At 30.9% G+C, this 21,845-nt stretch carries 21 protein-coding genes; 6 read left to right on the top strand and 15 right to left on the bottom strand.

Annotation, left to right across the window (positions count from 1 at the left end; genetic code table 11):
• The 6 genes from Q0935_RS14095 to groL all read left to right on the top strand — a co-directional run bounded on the left by Q0935_RS14095 (position 1) and on the right by groL (position 5,355).
• Positions 1–1,254: a sigma 54-interacting transcriptional regulator gene (locus tag Q0935_RS14095; protein WP_299387507.1), complete on the top strand. Its 1,254-nt coding sequence runs from the start codon at positions 1–3 to the stop codon at positions 1,252–1,254.
• Positions 1,255–1,324: 70 nt separating this feature from the next.
• A complete protein-coding gene (locus tag Q0935_RS14090; protein ID WP_299253452.1) occupies positions 1,325–1,831 on the top strand; it encodes an LptE family protein in 507 nt (168 codons plus the stop codon).
• Positions 1,832–2,770, top strand: coding sequence for a hypothetical protein (locus tag Q0935_RS14085; RefSeq protein WP_299387503.1), 939 nt, complete (start codon positions 1,832–1,834; stop codon positions 2,768–2,770).
• Entirely contained in the window at positions 2,770–3,120 is a 351-nt protein-coding gene (gene secG, locus Q0935_RS14080; RefSeq protein WP_299253458.1) for a preprotein translocase subunit SecG, read from the top strand. Before Q0935_RS14085 ends, secG begins: the two co-directional genes overlap by 1 nt.
• Positions 3,121–3,303: 183 nt before the next feature.
• Entirely contained in the window at positions 3,304–3,582 is a 279-nt protein-coding gene (locus Q0935_RS14075; RefSeq protein ID WP_100998466.1) for a co-chaperone GroES, read from the top strand.
• Positions 3,583–3,723: 141 nt separating this feature from the next.
• The gene (groL, locus tag Q0935_RS14070; RefSeq protein WP_299387498.1) at positions 3,724–5,355 is read left to right on the top strand and encodes a chaperonin GroEL; all 1,632 of its coding nucleotides are present in this window, start codon (positions 3,724–3,726) and stop codon (positions 5,353–5,355) included.
• Between the two features lie 245 nt (positions 5,356–5,600).
• Here the strand turns inward: groL and Q0935_RS14065 are convergent, their stop codons facing one another.
• The 15 genes from Q0935_RS14065 to Q0935_RS13995 all read right to left on the bottom strand — a co-directional run bounded on the left by Q0935_RS14065 (position 5,601) and on the right by Q0935_RS13995 (position 21,597).
• Positions 5,601–7,265 (bottom strand): serine hydrolase, encoded by a 1,665-nt coding sequence (locus tag Q0935_RS14065; protein ID WP_299387494.1) that lies wholly within the window; start codon positions 7,263–7,265, stop codon positions 5,601–5,603.
• Positions 7,266–7,335: 70 nt separating this feature from the next.
• Positions 7,336–8,136, bottom strand: coding sequence for an AraC family transcriptional regulator (locus Q0935_RS14060; protein ID WP_299387489.1), 801 nt, complete (start codon positions 8,134–8,136; stop codon positions 7,336–7,338).
• Between the two features lie 177 nt (positions 8,137–8,313).
• Positions 8,314–8,655 carry a ribose-5-phosphate isomerase gene (locus Q0935_RS14055; RefSeq protein WP_299387486.1) on the bottom strand — a complete coding sequence of 114 codons (342 nt, stop codon included), beginning with the start codon at positions 8,653–8,655 and terminating at the stop codon, positions 8,314–8,316.
• Positions 8,656–8,881: 226 nt separating this feature from the next.
• Entirely contained in the window at positions 8,882–9,931 is a 1,050-nt protein-coding gene (gene queA / locus Q0935_RS14050) for a tRNA preQ1(34) S-adenosylmethionine ribosyltransferase-isomerase QueA (protein ID WP_299253473.1), read from the bottom strand.
• An 89-nt stretch (positions 9,932–10,020) separates the two neighbouring features.
• Positions 10,021–11,256 carry a 3-phosphoshikimate 1-carboxyvinyltransferase gene (locus Q0935_RS14045; RefSeq protein ID WP_299253477.1) on the bottom strand — a complete coding sequence of 412 codons (1,236 nt, stop codon included), beginning with the start codon at positions 11,254–11,256 and terminating at the stop codon, positions 10,021–10,023.
• Between the two features lie 42 nt (positions 11,257–11,298).
• A complete protein-coding gene (locus Q0935_RS14040) occupies positions 11,299–11,625 on the bottom strand; it encodes a nucleotide pyrophosphohydrolase (protein ID WP_299253480.1) in 327 nt (108 codons plus the stop codon).
• A 2-nt stretch (positions 11,626–11,627) separates the two neighbouring features.
• Positions 11,628–13,628, bottom strand: a complete 2,001-nt coding sequence (locus tag Q0935_RS14035) for a transglutaminase domain-containing protein (RefSeq protein ID WP_299387480.1) — start codon at positions 13,626–13,628, stop codon at positions 11,628–11,630.
• Positions 13,629–15,527, bottom strand: coding sequence for a DUF3857 domain-containing protein (locus tag Q0935_RS14030; RefSeq protein WP_299387476.1), 1,899 nt, complete (start codon positions 15,525–15,527; stop codon positions 13,629–13,631).
• Positions 15,528–15,576: 49 nt separating this feature from the next.
• The gene (locus Q0935_RS14025) at positions 15,577–16,095 is read right to left on the bottom strand and encodes a metal-dependent hydrolase (protein ID WP_299387473.1); all 519 of its coding nucleotides are present in this window, start codon (positions 16,093–16,095) and stop codon (positions 15,577–15,579) included.
• Positions 16,095–16,547: a D-aminoacyl-tRNA deacylase gene (dtd, locus tag Q0935_RS14020; protein ID WP_299253492.1), complete on the bottom strand. Its 453-nt coding sequence runs from the start codon at positions 16,545–16,547 to the stop codon at positions 16,095–16,097. The genes Q0935_RS14025 and dtd overlap by 1 nt, the downstream gene beginning before the upstream one ends.
• Before the next feature lie 39 nt (positions 16,548–16,586).
• Complete coding sequence (rsgA, locus tag Q0935_RS14015; RefSeq protein ID WP_299253495.1) at positions 16,587–17,537, bottom strand: ribosome small subunit-dependent GTPase A; 951 nt, start codon at positions 17,535–17,537, stop codon at positions 16,587–16,589.
• An 83-nt stretch (positions 17,538–17,620) separates the two neighbouring features.
• Positions 17,621–18,703: a bifunctional 3-deoxy-7-phosphoheptulonate synthase/chorismate mutase type II gene (locus tag Q0935_RS14010; protein WP_299387468.1), complete on the bottom strand. Its 1,083-nt coding sequence runs from the start codon at positions 18,701–18,703 to the stop codon at positions 17,621–17,623.
• A gap of 76 nt (positions 18,704–18,779) precedes the next feature.
• Positions 18,780–19,634, bottom strand: a complete 855-nt coding sequence (locus Q0935_RS14005) for a prephenate dehydrogenase (RefSeq protein WP_299387464.1) — start codon at positions 19,632–19,634, stop codon at positions 18,780–18,782.
• Positions 19,631–20,770: an aminotransferase class I/II-fold pyridoxal phosphate-dependent enzyme gene (locus Q0935_RS14000; RefSeq protein ID WP_299387459.1), complete on the bottom strand. Its 1,140-nt coding sequence runs from the start codon at positions 20,768–20,770 to the stop codon at positions 19,631–19,633. Before Q0935_RS14000 ends, Q0935_RS14005 begins: the two co-directional genes overlap by 4 nt.
• Positions 20,770–21,597 (bottom strand): prephenate dehydratase, encoded by an 828-nt coding sequence (locus tag Q0935_RS13995; protein WP_299387455.1) that lies wholly within the window; start codon positions 21,595–21,597, stop codon positions 20,770–20,772. Before Q0935_RS13995 ends, Q0935_RS14000 begins: the two co-directional genes overlap by 1 nt.
• Between the last annotated feature and the right edge of the window lie 248 nt (positions 21,598–21,845).

Genomic DNA, 21,845 nt, shown 5'->3' with positions numbered 1-21,845 from the left:
ATGGAATCAATACAAGCTACAAAACAACGTTTCGGGATTATTGGAAATAGTGCAACCTTAAATCGCGCCATAGAAAAAGCAATCCAAGTATCGCCAACAGATATTTCTGTTCTGGTAACAGGAGAAAGTGGTGTTGGTAAGGAGAGTATTCCAAAAATAATACATCAACTATCTCACAGAAAACACAACAAATACATAGCAGTAAACTGTGGCGCAATACCAGAAGGCACCATAGACAGTGAACTTTTTGGTCACGAAAAAGGTGCATTTACAGGAGCAACAGCAACTAGAAATGGCTACTTTGAAGTTGCAGATGGCGGTACTATTTTTTTAGATGAAGTAGGAGAATTACCATTAACAACGCAAGTGCGCTTATTACGTGTACTAGAAAATGGAGAATTTATAAAAGTAGGTTCTAGTAAAGTACAAAAAACAAATGTGCGTATTGTTGCAGCAACAAACGTTAATATGTTTGATGCTATTAAAAAAGAAAAATTTCGTGAAGACTTATACTACAGATTAAGCACTGTAGAAATTAACCTTCCGCCGCTACGCGAGCGCCAAGAAGATATTCATTTATTATTTAGAAAGTTTGCTAGTGATTTTGCATTGAAGTATAAAATGCCAACCATAAAACTATCTGACGACGCCGTACAAGATTTATTAAAATTTAGATGGAATGGAAACATTAGACAGTTACGTAATGTAGCCGAACAAGTTTCTGTACTAGAACAAAATAGAGCGATTTCTTCAAATACTTTAAGAGGCTACCTACCTACAGGAGCAAGTAATTTACCTGCAGTTATAAAAACCACAAAATCTGAAAGCGATTTTAGTAGCGAACGCGAAATTCTCTACAAAGTTTTATTTGATATGAAAGCCGATTTAAACGATTTAAAGAAGCTTACAATGGAACTAATGAAAAAAGGAAATGCTAAAGATGTTCAAGAAGACAATCAAGGTTTAATTGAAAAAATCTACGGCGATAATGATGATGATGAAACTTTAGAAGATTTACAAGTATTGGCTATTCCGCAGAAATCGGAAACAAAAAACTACGCTCCAGAAACTGACGATAAATATCATTTTGCTGAAGAAATCGAGGAAGAAGAAACGCTATCGCTTCACGATAAAGAATTAGAATTAATAAAAAAATCTTTAGAGCGACATAGCGGAAAACGTAAATTAGCTGCCGAAGAATTGGGTATTAGCGAGCGTACATTGTATAGAAAAATTAAACAATTTGATCTTTAATTTTTCGTTAATAATAAGCTTAAACGTATTAAAATAACAACTAAAAGACACTCACTTTCGTGAGCACAAGATGAAATACATAAAACACATTCTAATACTATTGGTAACAGTTTCAGTTTTTAGCTGTGGCTTTTATTCTTTATCGGGAACAAACATTCAAGACAATGTAAAATCTTTTCAGGTTAATTATTTTCAAAATAATGCTGCACAAGTAGAGCCAGGAATAGATAGAGATTTTACTATTGCATTACAAGATTTAATTGTAAATCAAACTAATTTAGAGCTTGTAAACTCTAATGCAGATTTAGTTTACGAAGGTGAAATTACAGAATACCGTATTTCTCCAACTACTGCTACAGCAGATAATACAGCCGCACAAAACAGATTAACAATTGGTGTTCGTGTTCGTTTTTACAATAAAAAAGCGGAGGACGATGATTTTGAAAAAACATTTTCATTTTTCTACGATTATTCAGGAACATCTTTACTTAGCGGAAGCGTAAAAGAAACCGCTTTCGAAGAAATTTTCGAACGTATTACACAAGATATTTTTAACGCATCTTTAGCTAAGTGGTAAATGAATCAAACCAACTTTTTAAATATTCTTAAAGCACCACAGCACATTAATAAATCTCAAACCGAGGATTTAAAAAATGTTGTTGATGCTTTTCCATATTTTCAATCTGCAAGAGCACTTTATATTAAAGGTCTAAAAAATGCAGATAGTTTTAAATATAACAATGCATTAAAAACTACCGCTGCTTATACAACAGATAGAAGTATTTTATTCGATTTTATTACTTCGGAAACATTTACTCAAAACGAAGTGTCGCGATTTATTAGGCAAAATGCAGCAAACTTGCTTGACATAGAGGTTCAAGCAGAAGACATTTCGGTTGAAAAAAGTGTCGCAATAGACCAAGCTTTAAAACAGCAAATTGAAGACACTATAAAAATTTTAGATCCAGATTTATTTCAGCCTAAAATAGAAAAAGAAAAAGTTGCAAGTTTTAAAACTGAAATTGAAGCTGAAGAAAAAACAATTGAAGTTTCAAAAAAACCAGAAGACATTTTAAATATTGGGAAACCGCTTGATTTTGAAAAAGTAGAAACACACTCTTTTAATGAGTGGTTAACTTTAACACGCTTTACTCCTATTGATAGAAAAGAAGAATCTGTGAAAAGTACTTCTGAAGAGAAAAAACCTAAAAAATCTGTTAGCGCATTAGCTAAGGCAAAAAAGTTTGATCTCATCGAAAAATTCATAGAAAAGAGTCCAAAATTAGTCGCAAAAAAAACAGTTGCATCAAAACACAATATTGCTAAAGCGCAAATGATTCAGCCTGAAGCCTTAATGACAGAGACTTTAGCAAGAATTTATCTTGAGCAAAAGAACTATAAAAAGGCAATTCAATCTTATAAAATATTAAGTTTGAAATATCCAGAAAAAAGTGGTTTCTTTGCAGACCAAATTAAAGCAATTAACGAATTACAAGAACAAAACAATAAGGAATAATGGGACAGTTTACAATATTTTTAATACTAATTGTTATAGTTGCCTTTTTACTAATAGTAGTAATAATGGTACAAAATCCTAAAGGTGGAGGATTATCTTCTTCTTTTGGTGGCGGTGGAACACAGCAATTAGGTGGTGTAAAGAAAACAACAGACTTTTTAGATAAAAGTACTTGGACATTAGCTACTATTTTAGTGGCATTAATTTTAGTGTCTAGTTTATCTATTCCAAGAGCTGGAGTATTGGGAGATTCTAAAGCTTTAGATGAAAATGCTATAACAGCACCTGTTACACCTGCACCTGCACCAGCTGTAGACAATACAACTCAAGAAACTGAAGGTGACAACTAATATCACCAATATAATATTATAAAAAAATGCCAACTTAACAGTTGGCATTTTTTGTTTTTAATAGCTACAGTATAGAATCTGTAAGTTTGTCAGTTACCTTGCAATGGCACATTTTTAGCTTAGTATATATAGTATAAAAATTAACGAACCGTCTGTATTCTAAACAGACTAAATAAAAATAACATGAGCAAAATAAACATTAAACCACTAGCAGATCGTGTACTAGTTGAAGCACTTCCTGCTGAAACACAAACTGCTTCTGGACTATATATTCCAGATAGCGCACAAGAGAAACAACATAAAGGTACTGTTGTAGCTATTGGAAACGGAAAAAAAGATGAGCCACTTACTGTTAAAGTTGGAGACACTGTACTTTACGGAAAGTATTCTGGTTCTGAAATTAAGTTAGAAGGTACAAACTATTTAATGATGCGTGAGGAAGATATAATGGCTATTATTTAATAGCACTTAGCTTTTGGCTATTTGCCTTTAGCATCTTCATATAATTGTTGTCATTCCTGAAAAAACAGGAATCCATTCAACAAAAAACAATTTCAATTAACATAGATTCCTGTTTTTTCAGGAATAACAAAATAGAATAACATGGCAAAAAATATAAAATTTGATATAGAAGCTCGCGACGGATTAAAACGTGGTGTAGATGCATTAGCAAATGCAGTAAAAGTAACTTTAGGACCAAAAGGAAGAAACGTAATTATTAGCCGTTCTTTTGGAGCACCTGTTGTTACTAAAGATGGTGTTAGTGTTGCAAAAGAAATTGAATTAGAGAACCCATTAGAAAATATGGGCGCTCAAATGGTAAAAGAAGTAGCTTCTAAAACTAACGATTTAGCTGGTGATGGTACTACAACTGCAACTGTATTAGCACAAGCAATTGTAAAAGAAGGTTTAAAAAATGTTGCTGCAGGTGCAAATCCAATGGATTTAAAACGTGGTATCGACAAAGCAGTAAAAGCTATCGTTGAAGATTTAGGAAAGCAAGCTAAAGAGGTTAAAAACTCTTCTGAAATGATTAAGCAAGTAGCTTCTATCTCTGCAAATAACGATGAGCTTATTGGAGATTTAATTGCTAAAGCTTTTGGTAAAGTTGGTAAAGAAGGTGTAATTACTGTTGAAGAATCTAAAGGTACAGATACTTACGTAGATGTAGTTGAAGGTATGCAATTTGACAGAGGTTACTTATCTCCTTACTTTGTAACAGATAGCGAAAAAATGATTGCTGATTTAGAGAATCCTTACATATTATTATATGACAAAAAGGTTTCTACAATGAAGGATTTATTACCAATTTTAGAGCCAGTTGCACAAACAGGAAAACCTTTATTAATTATTGCTGAAGATGTTGATGGTGAAGCATTAGCTACTTTAGTTGTTAATAAATTACGTGGTTCTTTAAAAATTGCTGCTGTAAAAGCGCCAGGTTTTGGAGACAGACGTAAAGCAATGTTAGAGGATATTGCTATTTTAACTGGAGGAACTGTAATTTCTGAAGAAAGAGGTTTTACTCTTGAAAATGCTTCAATTGAAATGCTTGGTACTGCAGAACGTATTACTATAGATAAAGACAATACTACAGTTGTTAATGGATCTGGAGATAAAGATTTAATTAAAAATCGTGTTAACCAAATCAAGTCTCAAATAGAATCTACAACTAGCGATTACGATAAAGAAAAACTACAAGAACGTCTTGCTAAATTAGCAGGTGGTGTTGCAGTACTTTATGTTGGTGCAGCTAGTGAAGTAGAAATGAAAGAAAAGAAAGATCGTGTTGATGATGCTTTAAATGCTACAAGAGCAGCTGTAGAAGAAGGTATTGTTGCAGGTGGTGGTGTTGCTTTAGTAAGAGCAAAAGCCGTTTTAGATAAAATTACTACAGAAAACTTAGACGAAACTACAGGTATACAAATTGTTGCACGTGCTATTGAAGCGCCTTTAAGAACAATTGTAGAGAATGCAGGTGGCGAAGGTAGTGTTGTAGTAAACAAAGTATCTGAAGGTGAAAAAGACTTTGGTTACGATGCTAAATCTGAACAATATGTAGATATGCTTAAAGCCGGTATTATCGATCCTAAAAAAGTAACTAGAATTGCATTAGAAAATGCTGCTTCTGTTGCCGGAATGATATTAACTACTGAGTGTGCTTTAATTGATATTAAAGAAGATGCTCCTGCTGGTGGAATGCCAATGGGTGGCGGTATGCCAGGCATGATGTAATCGAGAGTATCGATACACAAATAAATTACTCATACACTGAAAATTGTGTGAAATAAATTAAAAAACGTTCTTAGATTTGATTCTGAGAGCGTTTTTTTATTGGTTTCGTTTAACGTTTATGTATAGTTTCGGGTTTGTATGCGAGGATTTTCCGAAGGAAATTCAGATGCAGGCAAACACGCAATTGCCTTTGATTAAGCACTAAATCGAAATTATTTTTATACGGTATTGGCAACTGTTTTTTTTCAATTTTCAAGGTAAGGTAAAATATATTCTTCAAAAATTATTTCAGGTTGCTGTGTTTTACCATTTCTATAATTCCCAGATGTAATAACAACAACTGTTTGTAAACAAGGAATTACAAAAATATATTGTCCTCCATTCCCTCTTGCCTCAATAGATTTTATATTTTTTCCATTAATTTGATAAGTGTTATGCCACCATAAATATCCATAACCATTTTTATCTGTTACATTTTCTAAATTACGATAGTTTTTAAATGATTTTTTAACCCATTTTTTAGATATAATACGTTTTGATTGCCATTTTCCTTTATTCAGATAGAGTTCTCCAAATTTCAACATATCTTTTGGAGTAAGGTACATTCCACCTCCAAAATATGGCTTATCTCTTAAGTCCGTTTGAATAATGTAATTTGAAATTTTCAATTTCTGAAATAAAAACTTATCAATAAATAATTCCAAAGGTTCTGAAATGACAGAATCCATAGCAACACCTAGCAAAGCTGGGTTTGCTGAGCCATAATTAGCATTAGTGTTTGGCTTATGAATCATTGGAGCTTTTAGAATTGCTTCGATCCAATCAGGTGTTCTTTGGTAATTATTTTCTGTTGCAGAAGATTTTGGATTTGCATTGATACCATAATCTATAGCATCTATACCAGAACTCATTGTTAAAAGACTCTGAATATCGATTTTCGTTTTTAGACTGTCTTTACGAGTTTGATATTTTTCAGGCAGAAAATCAAAAATAGATTGCTTAACACTATTAAATAACAATTTGTCTTTTGCTATTCCAACTATTGCGGATGAAATACTTTTTGAAGCAGATTTCATGTCGTGTGGAATATTTGAGTTGTAACCATCAAAATAATTTTCATATTCAATTTTCCCTTTTTTTGAAATTACAACAGCATGTGTATTAGGAAATGAATCCTTTGAAATAAGGTATTCCATTTCAGTAAGTTTTAAAATGGAAGTGTTGTTTTTGTCATTTTTAAAACCACCAATTTTCCAATCGGTTATAGATTTTTTTAATTCTATATCTGTTAGCAAATGGTTTCCTAAGAGGATACTTAATTGAATCTTATTCTTTTCTAGCTTTCCTTTAAACTGCAATCCTGTTTTAAAATCAATAAACGAAATCAAATCTTTTTCTTTTTGAAAATTGTCGCACCAAGTTCCTGTAAATCTATTGTCTCCAAGAATTGGGTAAGCTTGATAATCATTGCCTTCTCCATTTTCGATACTCAAATAGAAGTTAAGTGATTTCAGCTCATCTATCATAAGTATGTTCCAAACTCCTATAAAAGTACTATTCTTTGATTGCGTAAGTTTTATGTGATAAAGAAGCATTCCAGATTTGATAAACCCATTAATTTCTTTACCATTTTCAGAAAGTACGCCTTCAAAAGAATAATTTTCTGCAAAAGGCACTTTTAATATTGAAGTACTTCTTGAATCAAACGGATAGTCAATAATGCTTTTACTATTAGAAATTTTTAATCTAGCTTTTTCAAGTCCAAAACTTTCTATTTCTACCTTTACGTTGAATACTTTCGAGCCGTCTATTTTTCCTTCCCACCCACTCGTGTATTCTGCCATATCTTGACCGGAAAGACTAATTGTAAGAAATGTAAATAAGAGAAGTGAAATACTTTGTGTTTTCATTTTTTGATTGATTTTTGATGAATTACAAAGGTAAAATTATTCCATTTCCCAAAATTGTATATAATTAACATCAGGAAATATTCTTTAAAATTTTTGTTGGTGTTGTATTATAGATTTTCTTAAAATTTGAGATGAAATGACTTTGGTCATAAAAATCACATAGATAACAAATTTCAGTCATAGAAAACTTTTTAGAGAGAAGTAAATGAAACGCTTTATTTAATTTAATCAATCGAATATAATTACCAAGACTTGTTCCAAAATAGCGATTAAATTCTCTGGACAAATGAACAGGGTGTATTTCTAACTTTGAACTTAAACTGTTTAGAGAATAGTCTATTTTTTCCTCATTCAACAATTCTTTTAGTTTATTTGCCCAAACTGGTTTTCTTAAATTTCTTTCTTTACTTTCCTTAATTGTGTTGAAAATTTCAATCAAATTACTTTCAATACTTAAATTTGAATATTGGTCGTTAATTTTAGTTTCAACAAATATATGGTTCATCAAGTTCTTTATTATAGGATTCTTTAAATTGATGCTTCCTTCAAAATTTGTTATCTGAATATCAAAGTTTGAAAACCAATTCTTGTTCAATTCAATATGAAAACCTCTTGTAAAATCAGGTGGTTTTATATTATAATGTGAGTCTTGCCAATTATGAAATAGTAGGTTTCCTGGCTCTAAATAGTAGGATTCTTTTTTGTTAGATTCAAATAACTTCCCTTGAAGTAAATAAGTAAAATATGGATTTTCGTGATAATGCCAATCAACTTTAGTGTGTGTATATTCTGTATCGGTAATTATTAGATTTTCAAAAGCTGTTTTTTGGTAATGTGTTCCGTAAAACTCTCCTGTTTTTAGTTTATTCATTCTATTTTTTCAGCGTGTTGCCAATGTTTCGATGATATAAAATCGTTTCAATGTTTTATATCATACGTTAAACGAAGTTCGACTATTTTTATGATAAAGTCAAGTGACTCTAAAACCCAATTTAAACAAGTGTATTACTACAAATATTAAAGTTTTAAACAGAAGAAATCAACTCTATTAATTAAACCAAACCGCATACCGTTTTCGGCGTAACTCTAAAGCTAAAGCTTCTTCCATTTTTAACGCTTCTGCCCTAGTTTTAATTGGATCGATATGGTTGTATAAACTAGGCCTTAAATAAGAGCCATATTTCTCTACAATATTAGAAGACAACTTATGTCCTTTCTTATTTCTATAACCTGTTTTATGCTGCGTAAAACGCTCTTTAGGCGTCTTACTAGTCATCCCAACATACAAACACTCTAAAACACCATTAAATTGCGGATTGGCTGCTCTAAATTTTGCGTTTTCTGTGAATACTCGTTTGGATAATTCGATAACGTAAATTCTATATGGCATACTACTTTTTAAAGTACAGTTACAATTCTAAACCAATATAATAAATACTAAAGAAGTTTAAGAGCATAATTTTATTTTAGATACTTCATTTTTAATAGAATGAGATTCTTCGCTTCGCTCTGAATGACAAAACACATTGTGAGTTACAAGCAATAAAAAAGCCTTATCAAAATATTGATAAGGCTTTTTACTATTTGTGTTTTTAATAATCTCTATTAATTTAAGATTAGATAATTAACATTGCATCTCCATAACTGTAGAACTTGTACTTTTCTTTAACAGCTTCGTCGTAAGCACGCATAACAAAATCGTGTCCTGCAAATGCAGAAGTCATCATCATTAATGTAGATTTTGGTGTGTGAAAGTTAGTAATCATAGCATTTGCTATACTAAAATCGTAAGGAGGGAAAATAAATTTATTTGTCCAACCATCAATCTCGTTTAAAGTATGGTTTGAAGATACAGCACTTTCAACAGCACGCATTGCAGTTGTACCAACGGCACAAATACGTCTTCTATTTTTTAATGCAGTATTAATTTTATCTACTGTTTCTGGTCCAATAGTTACTTCTTCACTATCCATTTTATGCTTAGATAAATCTTCTACCTCAACAGAGTTAAAAGTCCCTAAACCTACGTGTAAAGTTACCTCAGCAAAATCGACACCTTTAATTTCTAAACGCTTTAATAAATGCTTAGAAAAATGCATTCCTGCTGTTGGAGCTGCTACAGCACCTTCATTTTTAGCGAAAATTGTTTGGTAACGCTCTTCGTCTTCAGGTTCTACATCTCTTTTAATATATTTAGGTAATGGTGTTTCTCCTAAATCTGTTAATTTCTTACGGAATTCTGCGTAAGAACCATCGTAAAGAAAACGTAATGTTCTACCTCTTGATGTTGTATTATCTATTACTTCGGCAACTAAAGTCTCATCATCACCAAAGTATAATTTATTTCCAATTCTAATTTTACGTGCTGGATCTACTAAAACATCCCAAAGGCGTTGCTCTTCGTTTAACTCACGTAATAAAAACACTTCAATTCTAGCTCCAGTTTTTTCTTTGTTACCAAATAAACGTGCTGGAAAAACCTTAGTATTATTAAGAATCATGACATCGTCTTCATCAAAATAATCAATAATATCTTTAAATTGTTTGTGTTCTATAGTTTGTTCTTTTCTGTTAAGAACCATTAAACGAGACTCGTCTCTGTTTTCTGCTGGATATTCTGCCAATAACTCGTCTGGTAATTCGAAGTTAAAGTGTGATAATTTCATTTTCATGTTTATCGTATGTTTTTAGTATTAGAAAGTAGCAAAGATACAATCTCAAGATAGGCGTTGTCAAGTAAATGACTGTTTATTATTTATTTAATTGCTTTAATATCAAATCCTAGTTGTTTTAAATCTTCCCAAAAGGTTGGATAAGATTTAGAAACTACCATATAATCTTCAATTTCGAGAGTTGTTTTTAAAGCTAACGGTGCAAAAGCCATTGCCATCCTATGGTCGTTGTACGTTGCTATTGCTACATTTTCTTTAATATTATCAGACTTTTTAAGATGAAGAGTTTCGTTAGTAATAGCAACTGCTCCTCCTAGTTTTTCAATTTCCGTTTTTAAAGCCTCTAATCTATCGGTTTCTTTAATTTTAAGCGTATGCAATCCTGTTAAATTAGATTCTAAGCCTAAAGCAAAGGCCGTAACTGCAATTGTTTGTGCAATATCTGGCGAATTTGCCAAGTTAAAATCTATTGTCGTTTCTTTATTTACTTCGTTTTCCTTTGTAAGAAGGACTCCTTTATCTTCAAAAACTGTAGCAACTCCAAAGCTTTTATAAATTTCGGCTAATGCAGAATCGCCTTGTAAACTGTCTTTTTTATACGATGAAATTTTAATTGACGTTCCTACAGGTGCTAAAGCCACAATACTATAAAAATAAGACGCCGAAGACCAGTCTGACTCTACCGTTAGAGTTTTATTCTCTACCTTTTCCTGTAAAGGTTTTACAGTAATTACATTGTCTTTAAATTCTGTTTCAATATTTAACTCTCTTAACAAACTCAAGGTCATGTTAATATAAGGCACAGATGTTATTTTTCCGTTTAAGGTTAATTCTAATCCGTTTTCTAATTTTGAAGCAATAAGTAATAATGCCGAAATGTATTGACTACTTACATTAGCATCTAACGATACTTTGTTTTTAGTTAATTGTTTTCCTTTAATTAAAAGTGGTGGATAGCCTTCGTTTTCTTTATATGAAATATCTGCTCCTAATTGATTTAAAGCATCTACCAATATTTTTATTGGTCGCTCTTTCATACGTTTAGAACCTGTTATTATTGTTTCTCTATTGTTTTGAGTCGCAAAATAAGCGGTAAGAAAACGCATTGCAGTTCCTGCATGATGGATATCTATTACTTGTTCTAAAGACGCTAAAGCCTTAGTCATTAATTGAGAATCGTCACTGTTAGACACATTCTCTATTTTAATTTCTGGATATAATGCTTGCAACAATAACAATCTATTAGATTCACTTTTTGATCCTGTAATTTGTATTGCTGACTTCTTATTTATTGAAGATTTTTGGACTTTTATATTCATAGTAAACGGTTTCCGTCTTCGCGGAAATAAAAAAAAGAAAAACTATTTAAGCTTTTCGTTATTATGATGACGATCGTGATCGCGTTTTGTTTTTATATTTAATTTCTTATCGAAAGCTTCTTGTAAATCTATTCCTGTTTGGTTTGCTAAACATAAAACCACAAACATAACGTCGGCTAGTTCCTCGCCTAAATCTTTATTTTTATCGCTTTCTTTTTCGCTTTGTTCTCCATAGCGTCTGGCAATAATTCTGGCTACTTCTCCTACTTCTTCTGTAAGTTGTGCCATATTGGTAAGTTCATTAAAATAACGAACGCCATGGTTTTTAATCCAGTTATCTACTTCTTGTTGTGCGTTTTTTATGTTCATTGTTAAGCTTTTATCAGTATTATTTTTTCATTTTCTTTTTCCCTCATTTGCTTATAAAACTCTTTTATTACTTTGTAATATTGAGAAGGGATTATTGACGTATTAATCTCTGAACTTATTATTATTTGCAAAGATGTTTCATTTGCCGAAATATTATATTTAAAAGACCCTAAATTATCTGGCAAAGTAATAACCTTAGCTTCCGGAATGGTTTCTACATTATAGTTTTTAGGTAAATTTATACTTATTCTAAACACCCTTTTTGTTGGGTAACCAAAATCTATTGGAAATTCTCTTGTTTCTAATTTAAACGGATTATCTTCTTTTGTTAGAAAAAACAAAGGAGAAATATACATTTTATCTCCAATAATTTCTGTTTGATTTTCTACTAAAACCTTATAAGATTCTATTACTGGTTTAGAAAATTCTAATTCGTTTTTTACTGTATAATCTGAGATTTCAATACCGTCATATTTATTCTCTAATCTTTCTATAAATTCTTCTTTATTTGCATCAACATATCTCGATCGATAACTCATTGCCTTCTGAGCTGTATAAATATTTCTTATGCCACCTTCTATTCCTGTATTATCATTTAAATTAATTGACATAAATGAGGTATGAGAAGACATCTCTTTTGGATACAGATCAATCAAAGCAGAAGAACCATGACTTCTAATAATTCTTCCTTTCCAATTTAATGCTCTTACAGGCAATACATTAAGTGTACTGTATTTACTTGTAGCATCTAACAAAATAACATTATCAAGCAACTCTATAGCACATACTATATAATTATACCCTTCTATTGTTGGAAACAAAGGAATTCCATTATTTCTAGTACTTACTAATACTGGATTAGCATTAATTCCTGCATAACGCAACATTGAAGTTAGCATTAAGTTTATTTCTGCTACATTACCTACCTTCTCTTTATATGCTTTTTTTACACCTACATTAATATATTTTCCATAATAATTATTCCATTTCATTTTTGTCTTTACATAATTAAATATCAACCCAGCTTTTTCCATTGGATCATTTACTCCTTCTAATAAAGCATTGACATCCTCTTTAAAATAATTAGACTTTTTAAGCTCATCTCCAAAATCAGAATTATCAAAGATGGTTTTTACAACATCTTCCCAACTAGTAGAGAATTCTTTTATTTGACTGTTTGGATATTTAATATATGCCAATTCATATTTAGCTAGAGAACGATAATTATTTATATTGTTTACAAATGGTTCGTTTTTTAATGCTGGAATATTATTTGACTCATAAATATCAATATTTGAAGTATATTCTAATTCATCTTTATTTGTTCCTGTTTTTACACCAAATCTTTGATCATAAGATTTTGATTCTATAGTAAGCTTATCTTGTCTAGTATCTTGTCTTTTTTCTATTGTTAAAAATCCTATGGCATTTGCTTTAAAACCAAAATATTCTGGATATTCAAACTTTATCTCTAATTTTTTAATAGGTATACTATGCTGAAATATAAACTCATCAACGTTTTGATAAAAAGGAGATTCAATTTTATATTTATACTCTATTACAGTGCCTTTTTTAATATTAGGCATAGTAAATTTTTTCTGGTTATAATGTTTTGATAATTCTGTTTCAAAAATTCCATCTTTTTTTAGTTTTGTCTCTGTAATTTTACCATCAACAAAATTATAAGAATACGCTTTTAGGCCAGTTATACTCTCTTTTCTACCATTACCTTCATATAAATTAATTTCTTTTGTAGCAAAATCTGAATCCTCTTTATTATAAATTTTAATTCTCTCGTGAACATCTGTCATCAACTTAAATTCATTATTATGGTGTAGAAAATAAGTCTTTCTATATTTATATAAATAAGTTGCATTTGCAGTTGAATCTTGAGGATTAAATTGTTCTTGTAATTCTTCCTTTGAGACTTTGCCAAAATTATAATTTTGCGCAATGCATATATTAATACTAAATAGAGCTAATATTATTAGTTTTACTTTCATTTATTTTTTATTTGCAATTGCTATTCGCGATTTATCATGATTAACTATTTCTATATAAAATGCTCTAAACGCTTTATAATCTTCTTTTAAATATTTTCCTTTATTAATTATTAGTTCTCTTTTATAATGCATTGTGTTACTATTTTTTTTCTGCATAGTAACTTTATAACTTCCAAACTTATTAGAAATATTAATAGACTCTTTAAAACTTTCAAAACTATAGTTTACTGGGATTTTAATAGTATACTCATCAACATCTTTATAACCTCTATCTTTCTCAAAAGGTAATTCTCTTGTTTTATATTTTGGAAGAACTACAGTGCTTTTATTAAATAAATTAGGGCTAAACAATAAATTTACACCAGCTTTAGACGCATAGCTTACAGCCTCTAACTCTATGTCTTCTGTAAATACGATAGCCTCTTTATCATTATTAATTTTTAATGCGCTTATGCTTAAATTATTAATATTATAATAATCTTTGTAAAATAACTTCTGTTTTTCTAAATCTTTTGATTCTATATAAGTATGATTATCATATTGGGAACCTTTATACACTATATTTAATTTAGCTTTTATATTTCCATCTTCATTAATAATAATATCTGCTTTTGTTTCTTGAGTATTACTTATAGTTTTATATTCTTTTGTATGAACAATTCTACCACCTTCAGAAGTTACTAAAAGCACATCTCTATCATCTGTAAAATTAGCATTATAGCCAAAAGGTGAGTTTTGACTTGTACACTCTAACCAAACATAATCCTCCTGAATCGGTATTGTTAGTATTACATGATTGCCTTCTAGAGAAGAGAAATCCCTGTCAATACTCCTAATATTTGAATCTCCATACACGACTGTGTAATAAGATTCTACACCAACAGTTTCTAATAAAGATTTCGTGTAGTTTGTTAATCCTTTACAATCACCATAGCCCAATCTATCTACATCACTTGCTAACATTGGTTTCCATCCACCAATACCTACTTGAATACTAACATAGCGACTTTTATCTTGTACATATTTATACACAATTCTTGCTTTTTCAATAGAAGACGAAGCGTCCTTAGTTAGTATTTTTATTTCTTGTTTGGTAGATTCGGGCAGTACTTCTGTTCCTTTTATAAGTTTGTCGTTCATCCATTGTCCAAAATTTCCCCAGCTAGTATTAGTACCTTCTACACCTTCCATACTAAAGGCTTTTAAAGCGACCTTTAAATTAGGAGTAAATGTTGTAAATGATGGACTATAAGCCTCAGAAACCAAAGCAGGTATTTTTTTTGCTATATAATTAAATTCTGAAACTTCCTCGATACTTATATAATCTTCAAAATTTAAAAGTCTTTTAGAAAGTTCAATTCCTGAATTATTATTTACTTTAAAACTAGAGAACTCTGTACTAACATAGTAATCTTCTAAAGGAAACCATCTTGGAATAAAGGCCGTATTTGTCCTTACTGTTTCAGAAATAAATTCAACTGTATATGGATAAGAAACTGGTGTATAATTAAAATATTTTGCTCTATTATCATTAAATATTGAAAAACCATCTGCAATACTTACATCTTTAAAATCCTTTTTCTTAATTCTTTTAACTTCTTCACCAATTGCATTATAAATTTTAGCCTCAAGTTTTTTAATATTTACAGCATTATCATAATACACTTCACCATTAACTTTTGATTGTCCAGATTCATTAAAAACCGTTACAATACGATGTTGTTTAACAATAATTTTATCTATTGACTCAATATCAACTTCTGTAATACTACTTCTAATAACAGCGTTACTGTTCTTTTTTAGTTCTGGACTTATTGTTAATGCAATAAATTTTTCTTGTGAAAATGTTATAGAGGATATTAGTATAAAGAATATACTAATTATTGGTTTTAAGCGCATGTTATTCTATTAGGTCTTAAATATAAAAAATATGACTAAGTCTAAAGAGTTATTTTCCTACTTTTTTATTTTTTAGACGCAGAAACAGTATTATTAAAACACATGGAATACCAATATACTTTAACTCGCTTAATATTACTTGCACTCCTCTATTTGTAAAGAATTTGCTTACACCTATTGGCGATACTTTTATTACTTGCCACGGAAAGAAAAACCGAGCATTATTAAACGGTATAAAAAAACCAACTCCTTTTCCTCCTGTTGTTAAAGCGTCTAAAACACCATGCGATATGGTTGATAGAAAAATAACTACAAAAAATAATATTTTTTTAGTTTTTGTAAAAATGAAGGCTAAAATAACAGCCCAAATTAGGGCAAAAACTATGGAATGTGTAAAACCGCGATGTCCAAATGGATGTGTGTATGGTATTTCACCAAAAGTGACAACATCTAAATCTGGAAGTATTGCCGAAACAATAGCCAAAAACAGTAGTGCTTTACTTGCTTTAGCACTTCCTATTTTAGTTAGTGTAAAGCCAACTAAACCATGTCCAAATAATGATGCCATTACTCTTTATTTTTAGAATCTATAATTATAGTTACTGGTCCATCGTTTAAAAGTTCCACTTGCATATCTGCACCAAACACTCCTGTTTGAATTGGTTTACTTAAAACCGTTTCTAAGGTTTTATTAAAAGCTTGGTATAATGGAATAGCAACTTCTGGTCGTGCTGCTTTTATATAACTTGGTCTGTTTCCTTTTTTTGTACTTGCTTGCAATGTAAACTGACTTACAACAATAACGTCTCCATTAGTATCTAAAAGAGATTTGTTCATTACAGCTTGTTCGTCTTCAAAAATGCGAATATTTGCAATCTTGTTTGTTAACCATGTAATGTCTTCTTGGGTATCTTCTGTAACAATCCCTAGTAAAATTAAAAGTCCATGATCTATTGAAGCTACTTTTTCATATTCTATAGTTACACTCGCTTTACTAACTCTTTGAATTACTATTTTCATGCTCCTTTCCGCGAAAGCGAAATTTTAATATTTTTTTTATTACTCTCTATCCCAAATATCTGTTCTGTAATGCTGATCGTCTCCTTCAATTATTTGAACATAACTTTTGTAACGCGAAGCTGCAACCTCATCTCTTTCTAAAGCATCTTTAACAGCGCATTTAGGTTCTTCTATGTGCATACAGTTATTGAATTTACAATCTTGACTCAGTTTAAAAAACTCAGGAAAATAATCGCTTATTTCTTCCTTTTCCATATCTACTACTCCAAAACCTTTAATTCCTGGCGTGTCTATAATTTTAGCATCGAAACTTAAATCGAACATTTCTGCAAATGTTGTTGTGTGCTGTCCTTGGGAATGCTGTGTGGAAATAGACTTTGTTTTTAAGTCTAAACTTGGTTCTATTGTGTTTACTAAAGTAGACTTACCTACTCCAGAATGGCCTGTAAACACACTAACTTTACCTTCCATTAGTGCTTTAATTTTATCTATATTCTCTCCTGTTTTAGCCGAAACGCTAATACAGTCGTAGCCTATATTTGTATAAATATGCTCCAACCATTTAACTTCTAGAATAGTTTCTTCGGTATAAGTATCTATTTTATTAAAAACCAAAACAGTTTTAATAGAATAAGCCTCTGCCGTTACTAAAAAACGATCTATAAAGCTTGTAAATGTTGGTGGATTATCTATAGTTATTAAAAGAAAAACCTGATCGATATTTGAAGCAATAATATGTGTTTGCTTAGATAGATTTACCGATTTTCTAACAACGTAATTCTCGCGATCATGGATCTTGTTAATTACACCTGTTTCTTGATCACTTTTGGTATCTAGCTCAAAATCCACATAGTCACCAACCGCAATTGGGTTGGTACTCTTTATGCCTTGTAAACGAAATTTACCTTTTATCCTGCATTCGTAAGTGGCACCTAACTCAGTCTTAACTGTGTACCAACTTCCTGTCGATTTATATACTAGTCCTGTCATTACTTACAAAGATGCCATTATTAATTAATATTAAAAAATGATTAACTAATAATGGCATTTATAATAGTCTTTAAAATAAGAAATTATCCTTTAATCACTTTTTCTTGATGATTTATAGACTCTTGGTGTACTGCTTTAAACAGTTTTAAAATAAATTCTTCACTTAAACCTTTTTCATCTCCTTGAAGTACCATTTTACCTAAAATCTCATTCCAACGTTTACTTTGTAAAACAGCAACATTTTTTTGTTTCTTTAATTGACCAATACCGTCTGCTACTTGCATACGCTTGCCCATTAAATCTATAAGTTGGTTATCTACAACATCTATTTGAGCTCTTAAATTAGTTAACTCTTTATTGTATTCTGCTTCTGGATCTGTTTGTTTTCTAATTTTTAAATCCTCCATCATTTGCACTAATGCCGTTGGTGTTACTTGCTGTGCAGCATCACTCCATGCGTTATCTGGATCGAAATGTGTTTCTATCATTAATCCATCGAAATTAAGATCTAAAGCCGTTTGAGACACATCGAAAACCATATCGCGCTTTCCTGTAATATGTGATGGATCGTTAATTAATGGTAAATCTGGAAATCTGTTTTGAAACTCGATAGCTATTTGCCATTCTGGAATGTTTCTATATTTCGTTTTTTCGTATGTAGAAAAACCTCTGTGTATTGCTCCTAAATTTTTAATACCTGCAGTATATAATCTTTCAATTCCACCTAACCATAACGCTAAATCTGGATTTACTGGGTTTTTAACTAAAACAATTTTATCTGTTCCAGCTAAAGCATCTGCTAATTCTTGCATAATGAATGGGCTTACAGTAGATCGTGCACCAATCCAAAGTAAATCTACATCATTCTCAATCGCTAACTTTACGTGTGCAGCATTTGCAACTTCTGTACAGGTTTTCATTCCTGTTTCTTCTTTTACTTTTTTAAGCCAATTTAAACCTAAAGCACCAACACCTTCAAACATTCCTGGACGTGTACGTGGTTTCCAAATACCTGCTCTAAAATAACTAACATCTGTATCTTTAAGCTCATGAGCTATTTTTAAAACTTGCTCTTCTGTCTCTGCACTACAAGGTCCAGCGATTACTAATGGATGATCCAACGCCATGTCTGTCAACCAGTTTCTCATTTCTTTTTTATTTTCCATAATCCTACTATTTATTGTACTTATAAGGTTAATTACTAAAACGAGTTTAGCATAGTAACCTTACAAGAAATTGATATTATTTTAATCCGTTTAATATTTGTTTAATATAATTTGTGTCTTTCATTTCATTATAAACACCTTCAAAATCGTCGTTCTTCATCATGTTTTTAAACTGTGTTAAGTTTGCGATATAACCTTCTAAGGTTTCTATAACATTCTCTTTATTCTGTTTAAAAATTGGTGTCCACATTGCTGGAGAACTTTTTGCTAACCTTACAGTACTTTCGAAACCAGAACCTGCCATATCGAAAATATCGCGTTCGTTCTTTTCTTTCTCTATTACTGTTTTACCCAACATAAATGCACTAATGTGTGATAAATGCGACATGTATGCAATGTGTTTATCGTGTGCTTCTGGGTTCATATAACGCATTCTCATTCCTATTTCTGAAAACAGATTTAATGCTTTTTCTTGAAGCTTAAAAGCTGTTTTTTCTACTTCACATATAATATTTGTTTTATGCTGAAATAAATCTAAAATGGCTGCTTTTGGTCCAGAAAACTCTGTTCCTGCAATAGGATGCATTGCTAAAAAATTTCTTCTTTTAAAATGGTTTTCTACTACTTTACAAATATCTAATTTGGTAGAGCCTACGTCTACAACAAGGCCGAAGTCTGACACTTTATCTAAAACTTTAGGCAACAATTCTACAGCTGCATCTACAGGCACTGATAATATTACTAAGTCTGCCTTATCTAAATCGTCTAACGTTGCTTTAGCATCTATAACATTTAGTTCTAAAGCTTCTATTAAATGTTGTTCGCTCTTATCTATACCGTAAACAGTAATATCTGGTCGTTTGTTTTTTATATCTAAGGCTAAACTTCCGCCTATTAAACCAACGCCTATTATGTATATATTATTAATCATACTCTTGTTATAGCTTCTTCTAATTCTTTGACTGTTGCACATAATGAAAAACGCACATAACCTTCTCCTTGACTTCCAAAAATAGTTCCAGGTGTTATAAAAAGATTATGTTCTTTTAATAGCTTGTCTATAAATGCTTCTGAATTAAGAGCAGCTGGTAATTTTGCCCAAACAAACAATCCTGTTGCGTTCTCATCGAAAGAACAATTTAACTTAGTCGCTAATTCCCATACTAGTTTACGGCGTTTTTCATAAATATTATTTAAACTTACAAACCACATTTTTGATGAGTTTAAAGCCTCGATAGCGCCTTGTTGTATGCCGTAAAACATGCCAGAATCCATATTACTTTTCACTTTTAAAACCGCATTTAGCAACTCGTTATTACCAAGTAACATACCAACTCTCCATCCAGCCATATTAAAGGTTTTACTTAAAGAGTTTAATTCTAAACATACTTCTTTGGCACCTTCTATACTTAAGATACTTAATGGCTCCTTGTTTAAAATAAAACTATAAGGGTTATCATTTACCAATAAAATATCATGCTTTTTAGCAAATGCTATCATGCTTTTAAAAACCGCTTTAGTTGCTTTAGCTCCAGTTGGCATGTGCGGATAATTTAACCACATTATTTTAACCTTACTTAGATCTTGCTTTTCAAGTTCTTCTATATTTGGACACCAATTATTTTCTGCATCTAAATTGTAAAAAATAGGTTCTGCCTGCAATAATTTAGTAACAGATGTATATGTTGGGTATCCTGGGTTTGGTATTAAAACCGCATCACCTTCATTTAAAAAGGCCATAGAAATATGCATAATACCTTCTTTACTTCCCATTAACGGTAAAACTTCTGTAGCAGCATTTACATCTACTTGAAAATGCGTTTTATAAAAACCAGCTATCGCTTCCCTTAATTCTGGTATACCTTGATAACTTTGATATTTATGAGCTCTTGCATCTTTAAAACTTTCTGTAATTGCCGAAATCACTTTTCCAGGTGGTTGTAAATCTGGACTACCAATACCTAAATTAATAATTGGTTTACCTTGAGATATCAAGGAATTAACTTCCTTTAATTTCTTAGAAAAGTAGTACTCCTCAACACTATGTAATCTATTTGCTACTTCCATTATTTCTTTGCGTTTTTATATTCGCCTAACACTTTTAAATGTGTTGCCATTATCTCTATTACTGCTTTTGCCTTATCAAAATCTTTATAATCATCGAAAGTAACATCTACAAAAAAGGCATAAAGCCAAGGTGTTTCGATTTTAGGTAGAGATTGTATTTTTGTTAAGTTTAGTTTACAATCGCTTAAAACATTAAGAATTGCGGCTAAGCTTCCTCGTTTGTGATCGAGTTCGAATTTAATTGATGCTTTATTAATTTCATTTGTATTAATTTCAGAATTATTTTGCTTAACAATTACAAAACGTGTTTCGTTATGTTTAATAGTTTGAATGCTTTCTGCAATAATATTTAATTCGAATATTGAAGCTGCTAAACTACTTGCTATGGCTGCAATACCTTTAAGGTTTTTATCCTGTATTCGCTTGGCAACATCTGCTGTATCTTTATCTTCAACTAATTTTATATGCGGATAATTTTTAAAGAATGCTTTACATTGTAATAATGCCATTGGATGCGAATGCACCTCTTTAATATCCTCAATACTTTGATTTGGCAATGCCATTAAATTGTGCTGTATATCTAAATAATACTCACCAACAATATGAAGGTTGTTATTATCTATTAAAGCATAATTTGGTATAATTGAACCTGCAATAGAATTTTCTAGAGCCATAATGGCTACTTCTGTTTTACCTGATAGTAAAGCATCTACAGTTTCGTCGAAAGACAAACACTCGTTTACAGCTGTATCTTCACCAAAGTAATCTTGCGACACAATGTGATGAAACGATCCTTTTATTCCTTGTATAGCTACTGTTTTAATCAAATTCTATTTGTTTTTAAAATCTCAACCTAAGTTGAAATTATTGTATAAAAAAAGTCTCGATAAATTTATCGAGACTTAGGTTTTAAATATATGTTTATTAAAATTACACATACGCAGTCTCGTTCTTTTCGCTAAAAAAGAAATAAAACCAGCTGTAATATGTTGTTTGAAATGTTTTCATAATAATTATATTGCTAAAGTAGATAAATATTTAACAAATCAAAATACTAAAGCATGAATTTTAAGGT

The sequence above is a fragment of the uncultured Lacinutrix sp. genome (assembly GCF_947500605.1).
Lineage (GTDB): Bacteria > Bacteroidota > Bacteroidia > Flavobacteriales > Flavobacteriaceae > Lacinutrix.
Note: the sequence above shows the minus strand (reverse complement) of the source record. Positions and strands in the feature narration are given on the sequence as shown.